Raw genomic sequence first — 24,276 nt, forward strand, 5'->3', positions numbered from 1 at the left:
GAATTACATCACATCCAGCGCTTGTTGAAGCTTCCAGATATAGCGCGGGGCCTGCGGCGCCGGATGATTGTCCGCAACATGTTCAATAAATTCATCCGGGCTGAGGTCGTTGATTTTATTGATCGCTTTTTTCCTGTCGGATGAGAACGTGCGTAACAGTGCGCCCGCACCGTTGGCGTACGATACTACCAGCGCGTACTGCATCACCTGCGGATCTTCAATCCCGGCCAGCGGCCCAGTTTCGAGAATACTCAGGTATGCGGCCCCCATTGAGATATTGCGCTCAGGGTTTTTCAACTCGCTGGTCGACGGCTCTCCGCTCCAGCCCATGCGGCGATAAACATCGCGTCCTGAAGTTGAGGCTTTCAACTGCATCAGACCAATCGCATTGGACTTACTGACCGCATTCGGATTTCCGCCTGATTCAATGGCGATAATAGCGGTAATCAATTGTGGACTGACACCCCAGGCCGCACCGGCTTTTTCACTGATCGGCATCCATTGCATTGCGCGTTTAACCGGAACTTCAGCATTCCACGGCGGGTTTTTGTAATCCTGTTTTGAACTACAGCCCGCAAGTAATACAACCAAAAAAGCAAACCATCTCAATTTCACGTCATCTATCCTTATAGCCGGAACCTGTCGCTGAGGTGACAACGACATACCTACGCGGCATGATATACATTTGGTTTTAGTTGTAGCAAGGAAATGCCATGTCCCGGTTTCACTTAATTGCCCCATCGGGCTACTGTATCAATCAGCAGGCTGCCTTACGTGGGCTTGCGCGTCTTATTGAGGCCGGTCATCAGGTCGACAATTCAGTGGTCATTGCACGCCGCTGCCAGCGTTTTGCGGGGACAGAGGCAGAAAGGCTTGCTGATGTGAACTCGCTCGTTAATCTGAAAACCCCCGATACCATTGTGATGGCGGTACGCGGCGGCTATGGCGCGAGCCGTTTACTGGAAGAAATTGACTGGCAGGGGCTGGCAGCCCGCCAGCAACAAGATCCGCTACTGCTGTGCGGACACAGCGATTTTACGGCGATCCAGTGTGGTCTGCTGGCACAGGGGAAGGTGATTAGCTTCAGCGGCCCGATGCTGGCGGCGAACTTCGGCGCCGAAGAAATGAACGCATTCACCGAGCACCATTTCTGGCAGGCTTTGCGTAATGCCCAATTTACCCTCGAATGGCAGGGTGACGGTCCGCAGTGCGCAACTGAAGGTACACTGTGGGGCGGAAATCTGGCGATGATCATTTCGCTGATGGGTACACCGTGGATGCCGGCCATCAAAAACGGCATTTTGGTGCTGGAAGACATTAACGAGCATCCATTCCGTGTCGAGCGCATGCTGCTGCAGCTGTACCACGCCGGAATATTGGCCCAGCAAAACTCCATTATTCTCGGCAGTTTTAGCGGTAGCGCACCCAATGATTACGATGCCGGTTACAATCTTGATTCAGTTTGTGATTTTCTGCGCACCAGATTGTCAGTACCGTTGATCTGCGGCCTCGATTTTGGCCATGAACAACGCACTGTCACCCTGCCTTTGGGGGCCAATGCGGTGCTGAAAAATGATAAAAACGGCACTCAGCTCACCTTAAGTGGGCATCCGGTACTAAAATCGTAAAAAAAGCGGCTAATGGGGCTAAGCAAAACGCTGTTTCTGTCGTTATTATGGTAGGGTTTATTAATACGAAACAGCGTAATTCAGGAGTAACCGAACGTTGGATGCCGCAGCAATTATTAGCCTTTTTATTTTGGGTTCCGTTCTCGTCACCTGCAGTATCTTACTCAGTTCATTCTCATCACGTCTTGGTATCCCTATCCTGGTGATATTTCTCGCTATCGGTATGTTAGCGGGCGTAGATGGTATAGGCGGCATACCTTTCGATAACTATCCATTCGCCTACATGGTGAGTAACCTGGCACTGGCAGTTATCCTGCTCGACGGCGGGATGCGCACCCAGGCCAGCTCTTTTCGCGTTGCGTTAGGCCCGGCGCTATCGTTGGCGACGGTCGGTGTGCTGATTACTTCCGGACTCACTGGCATGATGGCCGCGTGGCTGTTTCATCTGGATCTTATCGAAGGACTCCTGATTGGCGCGATTGTTGGTTCAACCGACGCCGCGGCGGTCTTTTCCCTGCTTGGCGGTAAGGGGCTTAACGAACGCGTTGGCTCTACGCTGGAAATTGAATCCGGCAGTAATGACCCGATGGCCGTATTTTTGACCATCACGCTCATCGCCATGATCCAAAACCACGAAACCGGTTTAAGCTGGATGTTCGCGGTGCACATTATCCAGCAGTTTGGCTTAGGCATCGTTATCGGTCTGGGCGGTGGATATATGCTCCAGCAGATGATTAACCGCATTTCTCTGCCTGCCGGACTGTATCCGCTATTGGCGTTAAGCGGTGGGATCCTGATTTTTGCCCTGACCACTGCGCTGGAAGGCAGCGGTATTCTGGCAGTTTATCTGTGTGGTTTCTTGCTGGGTAATCGCCCTATTCGCAACCGGTTTGGCATTCTGCAAAACTTCGACGGTCTGGCCTGGCTGGCGCAAATCGCCATGTTCCTGGTGCTCGGACTGCTGGTTACGCCGTCCGACCTGCTGCCTATCGTGGTTCCTGCGCTGATTTTGTCTGCGTGGATGATTTTCATTGCCCGCCCACTTTCGGTTTTCGCCGGACTGCTGCCGTTTCGCGGCTTCAATCTGCGCGAGCGCATTTTCATCAGTTGGGTGGGGCTGCGCGGTGCGGTACCCATCATCCTCGCCGTCTTCCCAATGATGGCGGGTCTGGAGAACGCACGCCTGTTCTTTAACGTCGCGTTCTTCGTGGTACTGATCTCGTTGCTGTTTCAGGGAACCTCTCTTTCTTGGGCCGCTAAAAAAGCCAAAGTGGTGGTCCCTCCTGTTGGCTGGCCCGTGTCGCGCATTGGCCTGGATATTCATCCGGATAACCCGTGGGAGCAGTTTGTTTATCAGCTCAGCGCCGATAAGTGGTGCGTAGGAGCCGCATTGCGCGACCTGCATATGCCGGAAGAAACGCGAATAGCCGCCCTGTTTCGTGACAACGTGCTGTTTCACCCCTCCGGCAGCACACGTCTGCGTGAAGGCGACGTATTGTGTGTTATTGGCCGCGAGCGCGATCTCCCGGCTCTTGGCAAGCTGTTCAGCCAGTCGCCACCTGTGTCGTTAGACCAGCGCTTCTTCGGTGATTTTATTCTTGAAGCCAGCGCAAAATATGCCGATGTGGCGCTGATTTATGGCCTGGAAGATGGCACCGAGTATCGTGATAAGCAGCAAACGCTGGGTGAAATTGTCCAGCATCTGCTTGGTGCCGCGCCGGTCGTCGGTGACCAGGTGGAATTCGCTGGCATGATCTGGACCGTAGCCGAGAAGGAAGATAATGCGGTGCTGAAGGTCGGTGTTCGCGTTGCTGAAGATGAGGATGAGTAAAGCGGATGTTTTGCCGGGTGGCGGCTGCGCCTTACCCGGCCTACAAAATGCACTGACTCTGGAGGCCTGATAAACGCAGCAGCATCAGGCAATGCTATATAAAGTTACACCGTCACAACTGGCACGCGCAGCGCCAGAGAACACATTAACTCGTAGCCTACCGTACCTGCGGCGGTGGCCACATCGTCAATTTTAATCTCTTTCCCCCACAGCTCTACCGGCGTCCCGATCCCTGCCTGCGGGCATGGTGTCAGATCTACCGCCAACATATCCATTGAGACTGTCCCCACCGTCCCGGTACGTACACCGTCCACCAGCACCGGAGTACCACTTGGCGCATGGCGTGGATAACCGTCTGCATAGCCGGTCGCTACAATGCCAATGCGCTGCTCGCCGCTGGCAGTGTAGCGTCCACCGTAGCCCACCCGATCGCCAGCTTTCAGCGTCTGTATGCCGATGATCTCACTGCTCAGCGTCATCACTGGCTTCAGGCCGGTGTTAGCGATGTCCCGCCATTGTCCTGAAGGCGACGCACCATACAAAATAATGCCCGGACGAACCCAGTCATAATGCGCTTCAGGGTGCCACAGCGTGGCTGCCGAATTCGACAGCGATCGTCTGCACTCCAGCCCTTCAGTTGCCTGCGCAATACGTGTCATAGCCTCCTGGATACCTTCCGGGCGCTCTGCATCGGCAAAATGCGACATCAGCGTCATTTCACCGACGTTGGGCATCGTCCGCAGCTGTTGCCAGACCGTGGGAACTCTTTCCGGTAAAAAACCAAGGCGGTTCATACCACTGTTCACCTTCAGGTAAACATCGAGCGGCGCCTTCAGGCGCGCATTCTGCAATGCTTTTAGCTGCCAGTTACTGTGTACACAGGTGGTGAGTCGATAATTGTCATATACCGTCAGGTCTTCGGCGTGGAAAAAACCCTCCAGCATGAGTATCGGGCCTTTCCATCCGCGCTCGCGTAGGGTTATCGCCTCTTCAAGATTGAGCATGGCAAAACCATCGGTTGTGCCCAGCGCATTCCAGACGCGTTCAATACCGTGTCCATACGCATTGGCTTTCACCACCGACCAGACGCGGGCGTCCGGTGCGGCCTGGCGGGTAATGGTCAGATTTTGTTTCAACGCCTGCAGGTCAATGCTGGCCAGTATCGGGCGGGTCATCTCACGTCCTTATCAGTTATGTGCGCCATGTAAATGCCGTGGACGAGATGGGGTAAACCCCGGACTGTAACGCGCCACGCTCAGATCGTCATAAGGTATGGCTGGCGTGCGGCCAGAAAGGATATCGCTCAGTAGCTGACCGGAGCCGCAGGCCATGGTCCAACCCAGCGTGCCGTGGCCGGTATTGAGCAGCAGATTCTTAAAGCGGGTGCGCCCCACCACCGGCGTTCCGTCCGGCGTCATCGGACGCAGTCCGGTCCAGAAGGTTGCCTGCTCCACATGACCGCCGCGCGGGAAGAGATCGCGTACGACCATTTCCAGCGTTTCACGACGAGGTTGTAGCAATTCTGTATTAAAGCCGACAATCTCCGCCATGCCGCCAACGCGAATACGATTGTCAAAGCGGGTAATAGCGATTTTATAGGTTTCATCAAGGATAGTAGAAACCGGCGCACCGTCGTCTTGCGCCACCGGAATAGTCAACGAATAGCCTTTGAGCGGATAGACCGGGATATCAACGATCCCTTTCAGCATTGCCGTGGAGTACGAACCAAACGCCATCACATAGGCATCGGCTTTAACTATCTCTTCGCCGCACTGGACGCCATAAATCTGCTCACCATCGCTCAGCAGCTTATCGACCGGGGTGTTAAAGCGAAACTTAACGCCCGCCTGCTCCGCCATCTGAGCCAGACGCTGGGTAAACAGCTGGCAGTCGCCGGTTTCATCATTCGGTAAGCGCAGACCACCGGTCAGTTTATGGGCCACTTCTGCCAGTGCGGGTTCGACTTCCGCCAGACGGTTTGCTTCCAGCAGTTGATATGGCACGCCAGCGTCTTCGAGAACGGCGATGTCGCGGGTGGCGTTCTCATACTGTTGGGCAGTACGGAAAAGTTGCAGGGTTCCGCCCTGGCGCCCTTCGTACTCGATACCGGTAGAAGCGCGCAGCGCTTTCAGGCAATCACGGCTGTATTCCGCCAGTCGCACCATGCGTCCTTTATTTTCCATATAGTGGCTGGTGTCGCAGTTGCGCAGCATCTGCCACATCCATTTCAACTGGAACTGGGTTCCGTCAAGACGGACGGCCAGCGGAGCGTGGCGCTGAAACATCCACTTAATTGCTTTTAGCGGTACGCCTGGTGCCGCCCATGGTGCTGCATAACCTGGAGAGATTTGCCCCGCGTTCGCCGCACTGGTTTCCAGTGCCGGACCGGGCTCACGATCAATGACGGTGACATCGTGTCCAGCCTGACTTAAGTACCAGGCGCTGGTCACGCCAACGACACCACTTCCCAGTATGACAACTCGCATAGCCACTCCGTTAACAGTAAAAGAACAATCATCTAATTACATCTTGATAACTCAGTTGAAAATATTATTCAACATATGGCTTTTTTATGGTGACTTACCTCACATATAGCGGTGATGGCTGGGGACTCTCCGCTTTGGCATCTCCTGCTGTGCGTTATTTTTATCCAGCATAAAATTTTGCGGCCATGCCATTTTTCGACGCCTCGCTAACGTGAAATCGCAAAGAAAAAATTTCTGCCGCAGCACGTTTTTTAACACCATGATCTATGCTTGACATGAGGTACTCCAGACAGAGAGTGCCGCCAACAATGAGGGTGCGCGAATGGCTACGATTGATTCCATGAACAAGGACAGCACACGGTTAAGCGATGGACCCGACTGGACGTTTGATCTGCTGGATGTCTATCTGGCAGAGATAGACCGCGTGGCGAAACTCTACAGACTGGATACCTACCCGCACCAAATCGAGGTGATCACCTCCGAACAGATGATGGACGCTTATTCCAGCGTCGGGATGCCGATCAACTATCCTCACTGGTCGTTTGGTAAAAAGTTTATTGAAACCGAGCGCTTGTATAAGCATGGTCAGCAGGGGCTGGCCTATGAGATCGTTATCAACTCCAATCCGTGCATCGCGTATCTGATGGAGGAGAACACCATCACCATGCAGGCGCTGGTGATGGCGCATGCCTGCTACGGACACAACTCCTTTTTCAAAAACAACTACCTGTTCCGAAGCTGGACGGATGCCAGTTCCATCGTCGATTACCTGATCTTCGCGCGAAACTATATTACCCAGTGTGAAGAGCGTTACGGCGTGGATGAAGTCGAAAAGCTGCTCGACTCCTGCCATGCGCTGATGAACTACGGCGTTGACCGTTACAAACGCCCGCAAAAAATCTCCCTACAGGAAGAGAAAGCCCGTCAGAAAAGCCGTGAAGAGTATCTGCAAAGCCAGGTGAATATGTTGTGGCGCACGCTGCCGAAGAAAGAGGAAGAGAAAACCGTGGCGGAAGCCCGGCGTTATCCCTCTGAGCCACAGGAGAACCTGCTGTACTTCATGGAGAAGAACGCCCCGCTGCTGGAGTCCTGGCAACGCGAAGTGTTGCGCATTGTACGCAAGGTCAGCCAGTATTTTTATCCGCAGAAACAGACGCAGGTGATGAACGAGGGCTGGGCCACTTTCTGGCATTACACCATCCTGAACCACCTTTATGATGAAGGTAAAGTCACCGAACGGTTTATGCTGGAGTTTCTGCATAGCCATACCAATGTGGTATTTCAGCCGCCCTACAACAGCCCGTGGTATAGCGGGATAAACCCTTATGCCCTGGGGTTTGCCATGTTCCAGGATATCAAACGTATTTGTCAGTCGCCGACCGAGGAGGACAAATACTGGTTCCCGGACATAGCGGGTTCCGACTGGCTGGAAACCTTGCATTTCGCGATGCGCGATTTCAAAGATGAGAGCTTTATCAGCCAGTTCCTGTCACCGAAGGTGATGCGTGATTTCCGTCTGTTCACCGTGCTGGATGACGATCGTCACAACTATCTGGAGATTTCTGCGATTCATAACGAGGAAGGATATCGTGAGATCCGCAACAGGTTGTCGTCGCAATACAACCTCAGCAACCTGGAGCCGAATATTCAAATCTGGAATGTCGACCTGCGTGGCGATCGTTCGCTCACCTTACGCTATATTCCGCATAACCGTGCACCGCTGGATAAAGGACGCAAAGAAGTGCTCAAGCACGTACACCGGCTTTGGGGTTTTGACGTGATGCTGGAGCAACAGAATGAAGATGGCAGCGTGGAGCTGTTGGAGCGTTGCCCGCCAAGGATGAACGGTCTGTAAATCTTATTCCCGGAGGCGGTGTAAACACCATATCCGGCCTACGAAGTGCACGTATTGTAGGCCGGATAAGCCGCTTTGGCGTCGCCATCCGGCTTTGAGCAATTAACGGCCCTGAATCGCCAAATCGCCCGGCAGGCTCTTTTGCATGCGATGCCAAATTTCGCCACTGTCGTGACCATAGCGACGCACCGTTTCATACACCTGCTCATGAGCGCCCTGCTCGCAGAGTTCTGACAGTTTACGGTAGAAGCTCAGCGCCAGCGCGCGCGCTTCCGGATTGGCAAAATAATGACGACCAATGCGGGTATATAATCCTTTCATACCGTTGAGGATCAAACCGTAAATCGGATTGCCGGAGGCAAATGCCAGGCCGCGGAAAATGTTATAGTCCAGATCGGCAAATGCGTCAGCGTGGTCGGCCACCTGATTTGCCGTCGCCAGAACCTCCTGTGCTTTATCAGGATGCTGGCGAAACGCAGTGCGAACAAAGATCGTCGAAATATTGGTACGCACGGACAGCAGATTATCAATCAACTGCGGGACACTCTCGTGATCGAGACGCGCCAGCGTTTCAAGAATATTCAGCCCGGAGGTTTCCCAGAAGTTATTCACCTTCGTCGGTTTGCCGTGTTGAATGGTCAACCAGCCATCTCGCGCCAACCGCTGCAATACTTCGCGTAGCGTGGTACGTGTCACCCCAATAAGTTCGGAGAGTTCACGTTCAGCGGGCAAAATAGTGCCAGGTGGGAAGCGGTTATTCCAGATACTTTCAATGATGTACTCTTCCGCGAACCCAGCCGGGCTTTGCGCCTTAATGACCATAGTAAAAATTCCATTACACAGCAAAACATAGTTACACACATCATACCAGATGGGTATCTTAGCTGATAGCTGACGCAATGAAGAAAAAGTGGATCAAGGCTTCATTTTCCAAATAACGCTACAGTACAGCCAACCTTGCCAGTCTCGTGAATAGCTTGCCTGTACTCCCTCCTCCCGCTAAGCTTTGCGGTCAAACATAAAAACATGATTTCATTTTTAAAGGTAGGGAAATCACCATGGAGCTATCATGGGGCCGCGCGATGTGGCGCAATTTTTTAGGTCAATCACCAGACTGGTACAAACTTGCACTGCTTGTCTTCTTAGTCGTTAACCCGATTATTTTTTTCATCAACCCTTTTATCGCCGGCTGGTTGCTGGTGGCCGAGTTCATTTTCACGCTGGCGATGGCGTTAAAATGCTACCCACTGCTGCCAGGCGGGCTGTTGGCTATCGAAGCTGTCATTATTGGTATGACCAGCGCCACGCATGTGCGTGAAGAGGTTGCCGCAAACCTTGAGGTGTTATTGCTGCTGATGTTTATGGTGGCAGGCATCTACTTTATGAAGCAGTTATTACTGTTTATTTTCACGCGTCTGCTGCTCACTATTCGCTCCAAGACGCTGCTGTCACTGTCTTTTTGTGTTGCAGCCGCTTTCCTCTCTGCGTTCCTCGATGCGTTGACCGTCGTTGCCGTGGTAATCAGCGTTGCGGTCGGGTTTTATGGTATCTACCATCGCGTTGCTTCTTCTCGCGCGGAAGACAACAACATGCTTGATGACAGCCATATCGATCAGCACAATAAAGTCGTACTTGAGCAGTTCCGCGGTTTTCTGCGTAGCCTGATGATGCACGCGGGTGTCGGTACGGCGTTAGGCGGCGTGATGACCATGGTGGGCGAGCCACAAAACCTGATTATTGCCAAAGCGGCTGGCTGGCATTTTGGCGACTTCTTCCTGCGCATGTCGCCAGTTACCGTCCCGGTACTGATTTGCGGCCTGTTAACCTGTGTACTGGTCGAGAAATTGCGCTGGTTTGGCTATGGCGAAACGCTGCCGGAGACCGTCCGTGATGTCCTGCAACAGTTTGACGATCAGAGCCGCCAACAACGTACCCGCCAGGACAAAATCAAACTGATTGTCCAGGCGATTATTGGCGTCTGGCTGGTCGTTGCTTTGGCCCTGCATCTGGCAGAAGTCGGATTGATCGGTTTGTCGGTCATCATTCTGGCAACCTCGTTGACCGGCGTCACCGACGAACATGCGATAGGTAAAGCCTTTACCGAGTCGCTGCCGTTCACCGCGCTGCTGACCGTGTTCTTCTCTATTGTCGCGGTGATTATCGATCAACAACTCTTTTCACCGATTATTCAGTTTGTGTTGCAGTCGTCTGAACATGCACAACTGACGCTGTTTTATCTCTTCAACGGCCTGCTGTCTTCGATCTCTGATAACGTTTTTGTTGGTACGATTTATATCAATGAAGCCAAAGCCGCGATGGAACATGGGACCATCAGCCTTAACCAATTTGAGCTGTTGGCGGTGGCGATCAATACCGGGACCAACCTGCCTTCGGTGGCCACGCCAAACGGCCAGGCTGCATTCCTGTTCCTGCTGACCTCTGCACTGGCGCCGTTGATTCGCCTCTCTTATGGTCGCATGGTGTGGATGGCCCTGCCTTATACTCTCGTCCTGACGCTCGTCGGCCTGCTTTGCGTCGAGTTCACACTAGTTCCGGTGACCGAGTGGATGACCCAAACGGGCTGGTTAGCTACACTTTCATAACAATTAACCGGGCAAATCACTGCCCGGTTTGACTTTTTGCATGATAAATATCCGATTACGCAAATTTTCAATTCCCGCTAGTGGCGCATAAAGTGAATTGGTTTAAACTGCGGTCTCTACGCATGTTGCAGGGAAATGATTATGTTGCGATTTTTAAACCAGTGCTCCCGAGGTCGTGGAGCATGGTTATTGTTGGCGTTAACCGCCTTTGCGCTGGAGCTCGTCGCGCTGTGGTTCCAGCACGTCATGCTGCTAAAACCTTGCGTGTTGTGTATTTACGAACGTAGCGCATTATTTGGCGTGATGGGTGCAGGGCTGGTGGGTGCTATCGCACCAAAAACACCGCTGCGCTATGTAGCGATGATAATCTGGATTTACAGTGCCTGGCGCGGACTTCAGTTAGCGTATGAGCACACCATGATTCAGCTGCACCCATCCCCGTTTATGACCTGTGATTTTGCCGCACGCTTCCCAAGCTGGCTGCCGCTGGACAAATGGCTGCCGCAGGTGTTTTTAGCGTCCGGTGACTGTGCTGAGCGCCAGTGGTCTTTTTTAACCCTGGAAATGCCGCAGTGGCTGTTGGGGATCTTCGCCGCCTACCTGGTGGTCGCCGTGCTGGTTGTGATAGCACAGCCGTTCAAACCGAAAAAACGTGACCTCTTCGGTCGCTAACAGAGACGCTCCTTCGGGAGCGTTTTTTTTGCCTTAAATTCATTGCCTGCTGGCATCTATAAGATTTATATTAAATACATCTTATGGATGCCACACCAAGGAGATGTCTTATGTCCCATTTACGCATCCCGGCAAACTGGAAAGTTAAACGCTCTACTCCCTTCTTCACGAAAGACAACGTCCCGGCAGCACTTCTTTCTCACCATAACACTGCAGCAGGCGTTTTTGGCCAGCTTTGTGTGATGGAAGGTACGGTAACGTATTACGGCTTTGCCAATGAAGACGCAAAAGAGCCTGAAGTAAAAGTGGTGATTAATGCCGGTCAGTTTGCGACCAGTCCGCCGCAGTACTGGCATCGCGTTGAATTAAGCGACGACGCCCAATTCAACATCAATTTCTGGGTTGAAGATGACAACCATGGCGATGAGATGTATCAGGCGAAAAAGTCTTAAGCCTTAACGCCTGCTAATCGATGGGCGGCTTAGTCCGCCCATGAAGGTTTGTTCAAAATATGATCCTGCCAGTCACGCACTTCCGATTCTTTCACTGCAATATGACGTACTGAAATACGTTCACCGTGCATCGCCGCTTTTGATCCCGTCAGCAGTGGATGCCACTCCGGCAGCCCTTTACCTTCCGCTAGCAGACGATACGCACAGGTCATCGGCAGCCATTCAAAGGTGGGCAGATTATCGCGCGTCAGTTTGATACAGTCAGGCTCGTACTCGAATCGGCGTTCGTAATTACGGCACTGACAGGTTTTGATATTGAGCTGCTTACACGCGACGTTAGTAAAATAGATTTCGTCGGTGTCTTCATCCATCAGCTTATGCAGGCAGCATTGACCACACCCGTCACATAATGACTCCCACTCGGCATCGGTCATTTCATCCAGGGTTTTACTTTGCCAGAAAGGTATGTCGCTCATCAGGGTATCCGCTATTGCAATAAAGCTGCACCTTATAACCAGTCTGGCACGCTGATGCAAGTTTTGCCGCCCGAAAAGGCGGCAAGAAGAGATTACAGCACGCGTGTCGTCAGCGTTTGACCATGAAAACTGATAGCCAGCTCATCACCGCTGTTTAACGGCCCAACTCCTGCTGGCGTCCCCGTCAACACAACATCGCCCGCTTTGAGGGTAAAGAAACGACTCATGTAGGCAATCAAAGGAACGATGTGATGGATCATATCCGCCGTGGTGCCGTGCTGGCGCTGCTCACCGTTAACCGTTAACCCGAGCATCGTATCCTGAGGATCACCATTAAATTCCGCCACCGGAATAAACCCTGACAGCGGGCAAGAGTTATCAAAGCCCTTCGCTTTTTCCCACGGTTGCCCCGCCTTCTTCATTTTGCCCTGAATATCACGCAGGGTCAGATCCAACGCGACGCCATAGCCCGCAATGGCTTTGCGCACATGTTCTTCCGTCGCCTGACGTAGGGTCGCGCCAATCAAAACAGCCAGCTCAACTTCATGGTGAACCGAACCCATATCAGATGGGATCACCAGCGGCTGGCGTAAATCGCACAGCGCGGTTTCCGGTTTAATAAACAGCACCGGTTCTTCCGGAGGCGTTCCACCCATCTCTTTAATATGGTTGGCATAGTTACTCCCTACGCAAACCACCTTACTCACCGGATAATCCAGCAGAGCACCATGCCAGTTATGATGTTGATACATTACTTTCCCCTAACGTAGTTATCAATTTCAGGTACTGCATCGATGGGGCGTGCTGCTGCCGGATGCAGTTTAACGTTTATCGTCTGGTGTATTTTGTTTCGTCGCGGCCAGATGCTGTTTAAGTAAATCTTCTGGCGGCGGTGGTATTTGTAAATAATAGCCCTGCTCGGTGAGTGCCTGTTTTACTTTTTCCAGATCGGCATTAACCAGCTTTTTACGGCCATCAAGCGGCAACATCATTGCCAGCGTCGGCTGACCAAATCCTTTCATCAGTTCTTCTGGAACTCGCGAGAAATCGTCTTTTTTTTCGACATATAAATAGGTCTGGTCACGTTTACTGCTTCGGTAGATCACACAAAACATATCTTTTACTCTGAATTCACGGAATGGTGGCTTGCCTCAATATAATACTGACTATAACATGCCTTATAGTCTTCGGAATATCACCCCGCGCTGGGGATGATAAATAGCAAATTGAGTAAGGCCAGGATGTCAAACACGCCAATCGAGCTTAAAGGCAGTAGCTTCACCTTATCAGTGGTTCATTTACATGAAGCAGAACCCGAGGTTATTCGTCAGGCGTTGGAAGACAAAATCGCGCAGGCACCTGCTTTTTTAAAACATGCTCCCGTAGTGGTTAACGTGAGTGGTCTTGAAAGCCCGGTAAACTGGTCAGCGCTGCAGAAGGTTGTCGCGTCTACCGGATTGCGCATTATCGGCGTTAGCGGATGCAAAGATGCCAGACTCAAGGCAGAAATCGACGAAATGGGTCTTCCTTTACTGACTGAAGGTAAAGAAAAAGCTATTCGTCCTGCGCCCGTTGAGGCCCCGGCTCCCGTCGCTCCGCCACAAAACGTTACTCCCATCACAAAAACACGATTAATAAATGTGCCGGTTCGTTCCGGTCAGCGCATTTATGCACCACAATGTGATCTGATTGTTACAAGCCACGTCAGTGCAGGCGCAGAGCTTATCGCTGATGGCAATATTCATGTTTATGGAATGATGAGAGGCCGTGCGTTGGCAGGCGCAAGCGGTGACCGGGAAGCGCAAATTTTTTGTACCCATCTGACGGCAGAACTGGTGTCTATCGCAGGTGTTTATTGGCTGAGTGATAAAATCCCAGCAGAATTTTATGGCAAAGCGGCACGTCTGCAATTAGCAGAGAACGCTTTGACAGTTCAACCGTTGAATTGATCCCTTTTTAACAAGGAATTTCTATGGCACGCATTATTGTTGTTACTTCGGGTAAAGGGGGCGTTGGCAAAACCACCTCCAGCGCGGCCATCGCTACAGGTTTGGCCCAGAAGGGAAAGAAAACTGTCGTTATTGATTTTGATATCGGCCTGCGTAATCTTGATCTGATTATGGGTTGTGAACGCCGCGTCGTTTACGACTTCGTCAACGTTATTCAGGGCGATGCGTCGTTAAATCAGGCGCTAATCAAAGATAAGCGTACCGAAAATCTCTTTATTCTTCCGGCCTCACAAACTCGCGATAAAGACGCGCTGACGCGTGAAGGCGTCGCGAAAGTTCTGGACGATCTGAAAACGATGGAATTCGACTTCATCGTCTGCGACTCTCCGGCGGGTATTGAAACCGGTGCGCTGATGGCCCTGTATTTTGCCGATGAAGCGATTATTACCACCAACCCGGAAGTCTCCTCTGTACGTGACTCTGACCGTATACTGGGTATTCTGGCGTCGAAATCTCGTCGCGCGGAAAACGGTGAAGATCCAATTAAAGAGCATTTGTTGCTGACGCGCTACAACCCTGGCCGCGTTAATAAAGGTGACATGCTGAGCATGGAAGACGTACTGGAAATTCTGCGAATCAAGCTGGTTGGCGTGATTCCTGAAGATCAGTCAGTCCTGCGCGCGTCTAACCAGGGTGAGCCGGTTATTCTCGACATCAATGCTGATGCCGGTAAAGCCTATGCTGATACCGTAGACCGTCTGTTGGGAGAAGAACGTCCTTTCCGCTTCATTGAAGAAGAGAAGAAAGGTTTCCTCAAACGCCTGTTCGGAGGATAAGTTATGGCATTACTGGATTTTTTTCTCTCGCGGAAAAAGAGCACAGCGAACATCGCTAAAGAGCGACTGCAGATTATTGTTGCGGAACGTCGTCGTAGTGACGCCGAGCCACATTATTTACCGCAGCTGCGCAAGGATATTCTCGACGTTATCTGCAAGTATGTACAAATTGATCCCGAAATGGTCACAGTACAACTTGAACAAAAAGACGGCGATATTTCGATCCTCGAACTTAACGTGACATTACCTGAAGCGGAAGAGTCTAAATAAGCTCTTTTGTCGCTAAATCATGGTTACGAAAAAGGCAGATTATTCTGCCTTTTTTATTTTCTGTCTCTGACTAACCTATCGAGCATTTATTCCAAAGTAAACTTTGGGTAGTTTTCGGCAAAATAGCGGCGTAAATACTCAACCGTAATACGGATTTTTGCCGACGTCGCCAGCCGGGAGACATAAACCGCCCATATATTGGCGGGTTGATAATACTCAGGCAATATATGCACCAGATGTCCGCTGGCAATGTTGTCGCAAACGTCCCACCACGAACGCAAAGCAATTCCCTGCCCATCCAGACACCATTGATGTACCACTTCGCCATGGTTAGACGACAGCGGCCCCGTAACCTTTATTGAGTGTGCGCCCTCTTTATTACGCATTTGCCAGATACCAAACGGATGGTCACGTTCTTTAATAACCAGGCAGGGGAAAGTAGAAAGATCGTTCAGTTGTTTCGGCACTCCATGCCGCGCCACAAATTCCGGCGAGGCGCACAGAATACGATAGTTAGTCGCCAGCTTGCGGGCAATCAGGTTCGGCGCGATATCATCCCCGATACGAATATCGAGATCGACGCCCTCATTGACCATATCGACCAGACGGTCTTCAACATCGAACCTCAGTTCTAACTGCGGGTACTCTTTTGCCAGCGCAGACAGCGCCGGAGCGACCACCCGGCGGCCAAAACCAAAGCTACTGATAATTCGTAGCATCCCCTGCGGGATCTGCCTGGCATCGGACAGCTCGTCCATCATCTGATCGACATCCTGCAGGATCCGCTGTGCCCATTCGTAGATCCGCTCCCCCTCTTCCGTGATGGTTACGCGCCGCGTTGTTCGGTGCAACAGCACCACGTTCAGCGTTTGCTCCAACAGGGCAACGCGCTTACTGATAAAAGCCGGAGATACGCCCAGCTCTTCGGCAACGGCGGCAAATCCCGCACGACGTGCAACCAGCATAAAGACGCGTAAATCATTTAGCAGCGGCAGATTATTCATGATCTGTGTTTTATGTTTCACCAGTTAGGGGGATTAACTATTAATCAGTCAATTATAGGATACGGGGAAAGTCAATTTTGATGGCGTACAAGTGAGAGCTGCTATGAAGAAAACCTGTCGTATTGCCGCTATCCCCGGAGATGGCATTGGTAAAGAAGTCCTGCCTGAAGGCATTCAGGTGTTGCAGGCAGCCGCCGAGCGTTGGGGGTTGTCACTCAGCTTTGAGCAAATGGAATGGGCCAGCTGCGAGTACTACGCCCATCACGGGAAGATGATGCCGGATGACTGGCACGAGCAGTTACAATCCTTCGATGCTATCTATTTTGGTGCCGTTGGCTGGCCGGAAACCGTACCGGACCACATCTCATTATGGGGCTCGCTGCTTAAGTTTCGCCGCGAATTCGACCAGTATGTCAACCTGCGCCCGGTACGCCTGTTTCCGGGCGTACCTTGCCCACTGGCAGGTAAGCAGCCTGGCGACATCGATTTCTACGTGGTGCGCGAGAACACCGAGGGAGAATACTCTTCACTCGGCGGACGCGTAAGCGAAGGTACAGAACACGAAGTGGTTATCCAGGAGTCGGTCTTCACCCGTCGCGGTGTCGATCGTATATTGCGTTACGCTTTCGAGCTGGCACAAAATCGCCCGCGCAAAACCCTGACCTCGGCGACCAAATCCAACGGCCTGGCCATCAGCATGCCGTACTGGGACGAGCGCGTGGAAGCAATGGCGGCTCACTATCCCGAGATCCGTTGGGATAAACAGCATATTGATATACTCTGCGCCCGCTTTGTGATGCAGCCGGAGCGTTTTGACGTGGTGGTTGCCTCCAACCTGTTTGGCGACATCCTCTCCGATCTCGGTCCAGCCTGTACCGGAACGATCGGCATTGCGCCTTCAGCCAACTTAAACCCGGAACGTACCTTCCCGTCTCTGTTCGAGCCAGTACACGGTTCGGCCCCCGATATCTACGGCAAGAACATCGCCAACCCTATAGCGACTATCTGGGCTGGCGCCATGATGCTCGACTTCCTTGGCAACGGTGATGCTAACTATAAAGCCGCCCACGACGGTATTCTGGCGGCAATTGAGCAGGTTATTGCCAGCGGCCCGAAAACACCGGATATGAAAGGCAATGCCACCACCCAACAGGTTGGCGAGGCCATCTCTCGGGCATTGCGTTAGAGGTCAAACCACGGAATATGAGCCGCGTCACTGACGCGGCTTTTTTATGCTTTTTATGGCGCCAATAACCTGCGCCAATTCACCTTTTATTATTTCCGTTCCGTGTTTTATTGCTTCACGCATCGGGCAATTGTTTAATTCATGTAAAGAACAAATAATAAAATTGTTAAACACAAAATCACTGATTCCCTACAGCATGATAACAACGACAGGCTAATGCCATACGCGGGCAACTGTGCCCAGGAGATCCCATGTTGAGCAACGTTAAGAAAAAAGACATGCCGCTGATAGCCATCAGTCTGGTGGCTATTCTTTTCATCGCCGCCACACTTAGTCTCTTCCCTCAGCAGTCTGCACAAGTCGCAAATACCCTTTTTAACGGCGTTACCCGGATGCTGGGTTCCGCCGTGCAGATCCTCGTTCTGATGGCGATGGGTCTGGTCGTCTGGCTGGCCACCAGCAAATACGGCAACATTCGTCTGGGAGAAGGAAAAGCGGAATACAGCACGCTGTCCTGGCTGTTTATGTTTATTTGTGCCGGACTAGGTTCCTCCACGCTCTACTGGGGCGTTGCTGAGTGGGCCTATTATTACCAGACCCCGGGTCTGAATATCGCTCCGCACTCGCAAAAAGCGCTGGAATACAGCTTACCCTACTCTTTTTTCCATTGGGGAATCAGCGCCTGGGCGACCTATACGCTGGCTTCATTAACCATGGCCTACCACTTTCATGTGCGGAAAAACAAAGGGCTGAGCCTGTCCGGAATAATCGCCGCTATCACCGGCGTGCATCCGCAGGGCGTCTGGGGCCGGCTGGTTGATTTGATGTTCCTGATCGCCACAGTTGGCGCGTTAACCATCTCTCTGGTTGTCACCGCCGCCACCTTTACCCGTGGTTTATCTGCTCTCACAGGTTTACCGGATAATTTCACCGTACAGGCGTTTGTTATCCTGTTCTCTGGCGGCATTTTCTGTCTGAGCTCCTGGATTGGCATCAACAACGGCTTGCAACGTCTGAGCAAAATGGTCGGCTGGGGGGCGTTTTTACTGCCGCTGCTGGTGCTGATTGTCGGCCCGACCGAGTTCATCACCAACAACATCATTAACGCCATCGGTCTGACGACACAAAACTTTTTGCAGATGAGTCTGTTCACCGACCCGCTCGGCAACGGTGAGTTCACCCGCAACTGGACGGTGTTCTATTGGCTGTGGTGGATCTCCTACACCCCTGGCGTGGCAATGTTTGTCACTCGCGTATCCCGTGGTCGCAAAATCAAAGAGGTTATCTGGGCGTTAATCCTGGGTAGTACCGTTGGCTGCTGGTTCTTCTTTGGCGTGATGGAAAGCTACTCCATTCACCAATTTGTGAACGGTGTGATCGACGTACCGCAGGTTATGGCCACGTTAGGCGGCGAAACAGCCGTACAGCAAGTGTTGATGTCGTTGCCTGCCGGGAAACTGTTCCTGGTGGCGTATCTGGCGATCATGATTATTTTTCTCGCCTCGCATATGGATGCCGTCGCCTACACCATGGCGGCCACCAGCACGCGTAACCTGCAGGAAGGGGAAGATCCGCAGCGTAGCTTACGTCTGTTCTGGTGCGTGGTCATCACCCTGATCCCATTATCAATTTTGTTCACCGGCGCGTCCCTGGAAACCATGAAGACCACGGTGGTTCTGACCGCACTTCCCTTCCTCGCCATTCTGTTGGTGAAGGTTGGCGGTTTTCTTCGCTGGGTACGGCAGGACTATGCCCACGTTCCTGCACATCAAATTGAAGGTCATCTCCCCGAAACGCCAGTGGACGTCCCCGTCGCACCATCGGCCGGGACATTACTCAAAGGCGACAATTAAGCGCCAGTAAAAAATCCTCTTACTCACAAATTAAAGGTATTCCAATGAGCAATCTGAGCCCTGAGTTTATTCTGCCGCAAAATTTCTGTGCCAACCCGCAGGACGCCTGGACTATTCCTGCCCGGTTCTATACCGACCATCAGGCCTTCGAGCACGAGCAGGAGAAAGTGTTCGCTAAGAGCTGGATTTGTGTAGCCCACAGTAGCGAACTGGCGAAACCCAATGATTATGTAACCCGGGAAGTGATTGGCGAGAACATCGTGCTGGTACGTGGTCGCGATAACGTGTTGCGCGCGTTCTACAACGTTTGCCCGCATCGTGGTCATCAACTGTTGAGCGGCGAAGGGAAAGCGAAAAATGTGATTACCTGCCCTTACCACGCCTGGGCATTCAAGCTTGACGGTAACCTGGCGCATGCACGTAACTGCGAAAACGTTGCCAACTTCGACAGTGAGAAAGCACATCTCACCCCGGTACGGCTGGAAGAATATGCCGGATTCGTGTTTATCAACATGGATCCGAACGCGGGCAGCGTAGAAGAACAACTCCCAGGTCTTGCAGACAAAGTTATCGAAGCCTGCCCTGATGTGCATGACCTGAAGCTGGCGGCGCGCTTTACGACCCGAACTCCAGCCAACTGGAAGAATATTGTCGATAACTATCTGGAGTGCTACCACTGCGGCCCGGCTCACCCTGGTTTTTCCGACTCGGTTCAGGTTGATCGTTACTGGCATACTATGCACGGCAACTGGACGCTACAATACGGTTTCGCCAAACCGTCAGAGCAGTCATTTAAGTTCGAAGAAGGTGTTGATGCCGCCTTCCACGGTTTCTGGCTGTGGCCGTGCACCATGCTCAACGTTACGCCAATCAAAGGCATGATGACCGTTATCTACGAATTTCCAGTGGATGCAGAAACTACGCTGCAAAACTATGACATCTACTTCACCAACGAAGAGCTGACCGAAGAGCAGAAACAACTGATCGAATGGTATCGCAACGTCTTCCGCCCTGAAGATTTACGTCTGGTTGAAAGCGTCCAAAAAGGGTTGAAATCGCGCGGGTATCGCGGTCAGGGCCGCATTATGGCCGACACCAGCGGCAGCGGTATCTCCGAACATGGCATTGCCCATTTCCATAATCTGGTCGCGCAGGTGTTTCAGGAATAACCAGAGGCTGTAACGACAGGTTCCGGCGCATCGTTAAGCCGCGCCGGACAGATTTTTTAGGGAGTGCCGCAATGTCTGATTATCAAATGCAAGAAGTCCGGGTCAGCCGGATTGAGACGATTACCGCGCAGGTAAAACGCTTTACTTTAACGGCGACATCAGGCGAGCCGTTGCCCGCGTTTCAGGGTGGCAGCCATATTATCGTGCAGATGCGCGATGGCGAGAATCTGTACAGCAATGCTTACTCGCTGATGAGTTCCCCCTTTGATACGAGCGCCTGGCAAATCGCCGTACGACTGGAGGAAGCATCCAAAGGCGGCTCACGATATCTGCATCAAAACGTGAAACCCGGCGACACGCTCACGATCTCCACACCAAACAATCTGTTCGCCCTCGCCCCTCAGGCACAACAACATCTGTTGATTGCCGGAGGTATCGGCATCACACCGTTTTTATCGCATATCCCGGAACTGGAACACTCTAAGGCGCAATGGCAACTGCATTATTGCTCTCCCAGTCAGGACAACTGCGCGTTTTATGACGAACTTCTGCAACACCCCAGCGTCGATCGTATTCATCTGCATCTGTCAAGCGCAGGGACACGCCTTGATTTATCTCGCCTGCTGGCCGATATCGAACCCGGCACACATATTTACACCTGCGGGCCAGCAGTGCTCAACGATGCCGTCAGAGAAGTGGCTTCCCTCCATAGACTGGACAGCAATACGCTACATTTCGAACAATTTGCACTGGAAGATAAAAGCGGTGATGCCTTTACCCTGGTTCTGGCGCGTTCCGGACGCGAGTTTGTGGTCCCGGAAGAGATGACCATTTTGCAGGTTATCGAAAATAACAAAGCCGCGCGCGTTGAGTGCCTGTGCCGGGAAGGTGTTTGCGGCACCTGTGAAACGACGATTCTTGAAGGGGAAGCGGATCACCGCGATCAGTATTTCAGCGACGACGAAAAAGCCAGCCAGCAAAGCATGCTTATTTGCTGCTCACGCGCCAAAGGTAAGCGCCTGGTGCTTGATTTGTAGCGTTGCGCAGGCCGGGTTAGCAATGGCGCAACCCGGCGAGCCTGGTGACTTACTGCGGATATTCCTGCAGCAGCGCGTTGAGACGATCGGACATCAGTTCGCCACGCCAACCGGAAACCAACTCCGGCAGGGTCTGCTGCGGCTTTAATTTCCAGTGCCAGTTGAGTAGCTGGTTGATTTGACGGCGTGAAGCCAGCAGTTCGACGCTAAGATTATGCTCAGTACTCACCTCGGCAACCAGCGCCTTAATGGCTTTAAACGCTTTGCGGTATCCAGGCATATCCATCAAATTCAGCAGCGGCTGTGGCAGTGATTCTTCCGGTAAAGCCTGCGCTTTTTCTACCAGAGAAATCAGCGTTTTGCCGTGGAAGCGAATTTCACTACCGGAAAGGCCGAGGCTGTCCAGTTCACCCAGACTCCCTGGCATATAACGAGCGACCGACCACAGGTGTTCTTCACGCACTACAAAGTTCACTGCCAGATCGCGCTCACGTGCTTTACGCAGTCGCCAGTCGGCAAGCAGTTGCAAGCAGGCCAACTGACGGGTACGCAGCTGCCAGGCGTTAGTGATATCGCGCCATGCGTCTTCAGGCGCCAGAACTTCCTGGCGACGCTGCTGCATTAAGCGACATTCGTCCAGTGCGGCTGGCAGCCAGCCGCTGGCTTCAGTTTCGACCATCAGTTTTGTGGTGATCGGTAATAGATACCAGACATCAGCCGCCGCGTACTCACACTGACGCTCGGTCAGCGGTCTGGCCAGCCAGTCGGTGCGGGATTCGCTTTTGTCCAGCGCCACCCCCGTAAACTCTTCCACCATCGCGGCAAACCCCCACGACAGCGGACGACCGCAAAAAGCAGCCAGAATTTGTGTATCAATCAACGGCTGCGGCAGTTCGCCAAAAGCGTTGAGAAACACTTCCAGATCTTCGCTACCTGCATGCAGGAATTTGGTGATGGCAGTATCACGCAGAATATCGCGCAGCGGCGACCAGTCGGTGATCCCCTGCGGATCAATCAGAGCAACGTGTTTGCCATCAAACAGCTGGATCAGCCCCAACTGCGGATAATAGGTACGCGTGCGAACAAATTCTGTATCCAGGGCTATCGCCGGAAATTCACGGACGGCTTCGCACAGCGTGGCCAACGCGTCGTCCGTGGTGATCATTTGATAATTCAAATCGTGCTCTCTTAGGTTTGCGCCAAAAAAAACGCCGGATTTCCCGGCGTTTTCTACTGGCTGACTTAACGCTCAGCCTTTATTGTCCACTTTGGCACGCGCTTCGTCACGTAATTCTCGTCGCAAAATTTTACCAACGTTAGATTTCGGCAACTCATCGCGAAACTCCACCAGCTTTGGTACTTTATAGCCCGTCAGGTGACGACGACAGAAAGTGACCAGTGCGTCATCGGTTAACGAGGCATCTTTCTTCACTACGAAAATTTTCACCGCTTCACCGCTGCTGTCGGACGGAACCCCAACCGCAGCCACTTCCTGCACGCCAGGGTGTTGCATAACCACGTCTTCAATTTCGTTCGGATAGACGTTAAAGCCGGATACCAGGATCATGTCCTTCTTACGATCGACAATACGCAGGAAGCCTTCATCATCCATCACCGCAATATCGCCGGTGTGCAGCCAGCCGTCTTTGATGATTTCGTCAGTGGCGTCCGGTCGCTGCCAGTAGCCCAGCATCACCTGTGGACCTTTCACACACAGCTCACCCGGTTCTCCCGGCGGCACTTCGTTGTCGTCGTCGTCCACCAGCTTGACCTCAGTGGAGGGAACCGGTAAACCGATACTTCCGCTGTGGTAGTCAATATCGTGAGGGTTAACACTCACCAGCGGCGCGCACTCCGTCAGGCCATAACCTTCCAGAAGATACTGCCCCGTCAGCTTCACCCAGCGCTCAGCTACCGCTTGTTGAACCGGCATTCCGCCACCTGCCGAGAGATGCAGTGACGAGAAGTCCAGTTGCTGGAACTCTTTGTTATTCAGCAGCGCGTTAAACAGCGTATTGACGCCGGTCATCGCGGTAAACGGATACTTCGCCAGCTCTTTTACCAGCCCCGGAATATCACGCGGGTTAGTAATCAGCAGGTTTTGACCGCCTAGCTCAATAAACAGCAGACAGTTCATCGTTAGCGCAAAAATGTGATACAGCGGTAACGCCGTCACCACTAATTCTTTACCCGGATGCAGCAACGGACCGTAGGTAGCATGAACCTGCTCAAGGTTAGCCAGCATGTTGCGGTGTGTAAGCATCGCGCCTTTCGCCACGCCGGTTGTCCCGCCGGTATATTGCAGAAACGCCAAATCTTCCGACACCACTTCGGGCTTCACATACTGCATACGATAGCCGTTTTGCAGCGCACTGCGAAATGAGATGGCATCCGGCAGGTGATACTTCGGCACCAGGCGCTTGATGTACTTCACGACAAAGTTAACCAGCGTTCCTTTGGCGGTAGACAGCTGATCGCCCATACGCGTCAGGATCACGTGTTGCACCGACGTTTTGTCGACCACCTTTTCCAGCGTATGAGCAAAGTTAGATACGATGACAATCGCCGACGCGCCGCTGTCGTTGAGCTGATGTTCCAGCTCGCGAGGCGTATACAACGGGTTCACGTTCACGACGATCATGCCGGCACGTAAAATCCCAAACAGTGCGACCGGATATTGCAGCAGATTCGGCATCATCAGCGCGACGCGATCGCCCTTTTTCAGCCCGAGTCCCTGTTGCAAATAAGCGGCAAACGCACGGCTACGCTCTTCAAGCTTGCGGAAGGTCATCACCTCCCCCATGTTTACAAACGCGGGCTGATCGGCATAGCGTCTTACTGAGTGTTCAAAGAGTTCCACCAGGGATTGATAACGGTCAGGATTGATCTCCGCAGGAACACCAGCGGGATAACGGTTAAGCCAAACCTTTTTCAATACATCACCTCTAAAATGCGTATTCGTCGTCATC

General features: G+C 52.4%; 23 protein-coding genes. 13 read left to right on the top strand and 10 right to left on the bottom strand.

Features of this window, described 5'->3' with window-relative positions; genetic code table 11:
* Nucleotides 1-3: 3 nt before the first annotated feature.
* On the bottom strand, nucleotides 4-615 hold the full coding sequence (emtA, locus tag OGY13_RS16310; protein WP_016153365.1) for a membrane-bound lytic murein transglycosylase EmtA: 612 nt from the start codon (nucleotides 613-615) through the stop codon (nucleotides 4-6).
* Between the two features lie 98 nt (nucleotides 616-713).
* On the opposite strand from emtA, the gene ldcA reads away from it, so the two are divergent.
* Together ldcA and OGY13_RS16320 are read left to right on the top strand one after the other, a co-directional pair.
* Nucleotides 714-1,628, top strand: coding sequence for a muramoyltetrapeptide carboxypeptidase (gene ldcA, locus OGY13_RS16315; protein WP_213752352.1), 915 nt, complete (start codon nucleotides 714-716; stop codon nucleotides 1,626-1,628).
* A 97-nt stretch (nucleotides 1,629-1,725) separates the two neighbouring features.
* A complete protein-coding gene (locus tag OGY13_RS16320) occupies nucleotides 1,726-3,459 on the top strand; it encodes a potassium/proton antiporter (protein WP_008785011.1) in 1,734 nt (577 codons plus the stop codon).
* A 104-nt stretch (nucleotides 3,460-3,563) separates the two neighbouring features.
* Here OGY13_RS16320 and dadX read toward each other — a convergent pair whose 3' ends face one another.
* Nucleotides 3,564-4,634 carry a catabolic alanine racemase DadX gene (dadX, locus tag OGY13_RS16325; RefSeq protein ID WP_213752353.1) on the bottom strand — a complete coding sequence of 357 codons (1,071 nt, stop codon included), beginning with the start codon at nucleotides 4,632-4,634 and terminating at the stop codon, nucleotides 3,564-3,566.
* A 12-nt stretch (nucleotides 4,635-4,646) separates the two neighbouring features.
* The gene (locus OGY13_RS16330; RefSeq protein ID WP_003833553.1) at nucleotides 4,647-5,945 is read right to left on the bottom strand and encodes a D-amino acid dehydrogenase; all 1,299 of its coding nucleotides are present in this window, start codon (nucleotides 5,943-5,945) and stop codon (nucleotides 4,647-4,649) included.
* A gap of 322 nt (nucleotides 5,946-6,267) precedes the next feature.
* On the opposite strand from OGY13_RS16330, the gene OGY13_RS16335 reads away from it, so the two are divergent.
* Nucleotides 6,268-7,800 (top strand): SpoVR family protein, encoded by a 1,533-nt coding sequence (locus OGY13_RS16335; RefSeq protein WP_003833557.1) that lies wholly within the window; start codon nucleotides 6,268-6,270, stop codon nucleotides 7,798-7,800.
* Between the two features lie 102 nt (nucleotides 7,801-7,902).
* Here OGY13_RS16335 and fadR read toward each other — a convergent pair whose 3' ends face one another.
* The gene (fadR, locus tag OGY13_RS16340; RefSeq protein WP_003833559.1) at nucleotides 7,903-8,622 is read right to left on the bottom strand and encodes a fatty acid metabolism transcriptional regulator FadR; all 720 of its coding nucleotides are present in this window, start codon (nucleotides 8,620-8,622) and stop codon (nucleotides 7,903-7,905) included.
* Between the two features lie 236 nt (nucleotides 8,623-8,858).
* On the opposite strand from fadR, the gene nhaB reads away from it, so the two are divergent.
* The 3 genes from nhaB to OGY13_RS16355 all read left to right on the top strand — a co-directional run bounded on the left by nhaB (nucleotide 8,859) and on the right by OGY13_RS16355 (nucleotide 11,527).
* Nucleotides 8,859-10,403 (top strand): Na(+)/H(+) antiporter NhaB, encoded by a 1,545-nt coding sequence (gene nhaB, locus OGY13_RS16345; protein ID WP_008785014.1) that lies wholly within the window; start codon nucleotides 8,859-8,861, stop codon nucleotides 10,401-10,403.
* Nucleotides 10,404-10,544: 141 nt separating this feature from the next.
* On the top strand, nucleotides 10,545-11,075 hold the full coding sequence (gene dsbB / locus OGY13_RS16350; protein ID WP_003844060.1) for a disulfide bond formation protein DsbB: 531 nt from the start codon (nucleotides 10,545-10,547) through the stop codon (nucleotides 11,073-11,075).
* Between the two features lie 110 nt (nucleotides 11,076-11,185).
* Nucleotides 11,186-11,527 carry a TehB family protein gene (locus tag OGY13_RS16355; RefSeq protein ID WP_003020940.1) on the top strand — a complete coding sequence of 114 codons (342 nt, stop codon included), beginning with the start codon at nucleotides 11,186-11,188 and terminating at the stop codon, nucleotides 11,525-11,527.
* A gap of 29 nt (nucleotides 11,528-11,556) precedes the next feature.
* Here the strand turns inward: OGY13_RS16355 and ycgN are convergent, their stop codons facing one another.
* From ycgN to OGY13_RS16370, 3 genes are all read right to left on the bottom strand, one after another.
* A complete protein-coding gene (gene ycgN / locus OGY13_RS16360; protein WP_003020944.1) occupies nucleotides 11,557-12,003 on the bottom strand; it encodes a cysteine cluster protein YcgN in 447 nt (148 codons plus the stop codon).
* A gap of 92 nt (nucleotides 12,004-12,095) precedes the next feature.
* Nucleotides 12,096-12,755, bottom strand: coding sequence for a fumarylacetoacetate hydrolase family protein (locus OGY13_RS16365; protein WP_057066794.1), 660 nt, complete (start codon nucleotides 12,753-12,755; stop codon nucleotides 12,096-12,098).
* A gap of 69 nt (nucleotides 12,756-12,824) precedes the next feature.
* Nucleotides 12,825-13,118, bottom strand: a complete 294-nt coding sequence (locus tag OGY13_RS16370) for a YcgL domain-containing protein (RefSeq protein WP_003833735.1) — start codon at nucleotides 13,116-13,118, stop codon at nucleotides 12,825-12,827.
* A 126-nt stretch (nucleotides 13,119-13,244) separates the two neighbouring features.
* On the opposite strand from OGY13_RS16370, the gene minC reads away from it, so the two are divergent.
* From minC to minE, 3 genes are read left to right on the top strand one after another with little or no spacing between them, the layout of a single operon-like run.
* The gene (gene minC, locus OGY13_RS16375) at nucleotides 13,245-13,952 is read left to right on the top strand and encodes a septum site-determining protein MinC (protein WP_003833736.1); all 708 of its coding nucleotides are present in this window, start codon (nucleotides 13,245-13,247) and stop codon (nucleotides 13,950-13,952) included.
* A 23-nt stretch (nucleotides 13,953-13,975) separates the two neighbouring features.
* Nucleotides 13,976-14,788, top strand: coding sequence for a septum site-determining protein MinD (gene minD, locus OGY13_RS16380; protein ID WP_003020956.1), 813 nt, complete (start codon nucleotides 13,976-13,978; stop codon nucleotides 14,786-14,788).
* Nucleotides 14,789-14,791: 3 nt separating this feature from the next.
* The gene (minE, locus tag OGY13_RS16385) at nucleotides 14,792-15,058 is read left to right on the top strand and encodes a cell division topological specificity factor MinE (RefSeq protein WP_003833739.1); all 267 of its coding nucleotides are present in this window, start codon (nucleotides 14,792-14,794) and stop codon (nucleotides 15,056-15,058) included.
* Between the two features lie 86 nt (nucleotides 15,059-15,144).
* Here minE and OGY13_RS16390 read toward each other — a convergent pair whose 3' ends face one another.
* Nucleotides 15,145-16,062 (bottom strand): LysR family transcriptional regulator, encoded by a 918-nt coding sequence (locus OGY13_RS16390; protein WP_020996618.1) that lies wholly within the window; start codon nucleotides 16,060-16,062, stop codon nucleotides 15,145-15,147.
* 103 nt (nucleotides 16,063-16,165) lie between these two features.
* Between OGY13_RS16390 and OGY13_RS16395 the strand changes: the two genes are divergently transcribed.
* The 4 genes from OGY13_RS16395 (at nucleotide 16,166) to OGY13_RS16410 (ending at nucleotide 21,307) form a co-directional block, all read left to right on the top strand.
* Nucleotides 16,166-17,248, top strand: coding sequence for a tartrate dehydrogenase (locus OGY13_RS16395; protein ID WP_153752850.1), 1,083 nt, complete (start codon nucleotides 16,166-16,168; stop codon nucleotides 17,246-17,248).
* Nucleotides 17,249-17,499: 251 nt separating this feature from the next.
* Nucleotides 17,500-19,101 carry a BCCT family transporter gene (locus tag OGY13_RS16400; RefSeq protein ID WP_103014317.1) on the top strand — a complete coding sequence of 534 codons (1,602 nt, stop codon included), beginning with the start codon at nucleotides 17,500-17,502 and terminating at the stop codon, nucleotides 19,099-19,101.
* A gap of 44 nt (nucleotides 19,102-19,145) precedes the next feature.
* Nucleotides 19,146-20,270, top strand: a complete 1,125-nt coding sequence (gene yeaW / locus OGY13_RS16405; protein ID WP_003833746.1) for a carnitine monooxygenase, oxygenase subunit YeaW — start codon at nucleotides 19,146-19,148, stop codon at nucleotides 20,268-20,270.
* Between the two features lie 71 nt (nucleotides 20,271-20,341).
* Nucleotides 20,342-21,307 (top strand): PDR/VanB family oxidoreductase, encoded by a 966-nt coding sequence (locus OGY13_RS16410; protein ID WP_008785020.1) that lies wholly within the window; start codon nucleotides 20,342-20,344, stop codon nucleotides 21,305-21,307.
* Between the two features lie 49 nt (nucleotides 21,308-21,356).
* Here the strand turns inward: OGY13_RS16410 and rnd are convergent, their stop codons facing one another.
* Entirely contained in the window at nucleotides 21,357-22,472 is a 1,116-nt protein-coding gene (gene rnd, locus OGY13_RS16415) for a ribonuclease D (protein WP_003833751.1), read from the bottom strand.
* Between the two features lie 84 nt (nucleotides 22,473-22,556).
* Nucleotides 22,557-24,242, bottom strand: coding sequence for a long-chain-fatty-acid--CoA ligase FadD (gene fadD / locus OGY13_RS16420; RefSeq protein WP_213752354.1), 1,686 nt, complete (start codon nucleotides 24,240-24,242; stop codon nucleotides 22,557-22,559).
* Nucleotides 24,243-24,276: the final 34 nt, after the last annotated feature.

Source organism: Citrobacter sp. Cpo045, assembly GCF_030332875.1.
In the GTDB taxonomy this organism is placed as follows: Bacteria; Pseudomonadota; Gammaproteobacteria; order Enterobacterales; family Enterobacteriaceae; genus Citrobacter; species Citrobacter portucalensis.